Raw genomic sequence first — 716 nt, forward strand, 5'->3', positions numbered from 1 at the left:
CGTGGATTCGGCAGGCGTGGATTCGGCAGGCGTGGATTCGGGAGCGTGTCCGTCGTCGACGTGCTGGTAGTAGTGATCGGTTGACGGGTCCGGTGATGGTGTCGGGGGCCGGTTGTGTACGAAGTCGTCGGGAACCATGACCGTCCCGTACGTCGACGGGGTGATCCTGCGCAGACCCGAACAGGAGGTCCAGAATATTCCGTCTCCACTCAATGTGGCTGCGGCCCAGAGTTTGAGCGTCTTCGCTTGGTGATGGTAGTGGCACAGTGGTTGCAGATTCGAGGTGATCGTCCAGCCGCCGGCTCTCGGGTCGTTGTGGTCGAACGGGACGATGTGGTCGATTTCGCAGCGTGCTGCGGGCACACTGCAGCCCGGGAATGTGCACGTGCAGTGTGTTGCGCGTGTGAGCGCGACGAGTTCTGCTGATGGCCGGTAGGTCAGTGCCCCCGGCGGCGGTTCGCTCATACCGCCGTGCCCGTCCGGGTAGATTCCCGCCGCGAGTGAGGGGTCCGCTGCGGCTGCGGCGAGGAAAGCAGCAATCGAATCCGACAGTGCCACATCGCGTCCTGCGGAGGGTCGCGCACGCCCTGCGCGTGCCGCCGGTGAACGGGTGTTGTCGGTGATGGGATCGGGAAGCGGCGCGGCAGGACGGATCCGGCCGCGCGCGATGATCCGGAACGCACGCGGCCCACCCGCCGATCCGGAATTGGTGACGC

At 65.8% G+C, this 716-nt stretch carries 1 protein-coding gene; it reads right to left on the reverse strand.

Annotation, left to right across the window (positions count from 1 at the left end; genetic code table 11):
• Nucleotides 1-716 (reverse strand): HNH endonuclease signature motif containing protein (locus A2J03_RS31345; RefSeq protein WP_197480986.1); only part of this gene is annotated, 716 nt, incomplete at both ends.

It is taken from the genome of Rhodococcus sp. EPR-157 (assembly GCF_001647195.1).
GTDB lineage: Bacteria > Actinomycetota > Actinomycetes > Mycobacteriales > Mycobacteriaceae > Rhodococcoides.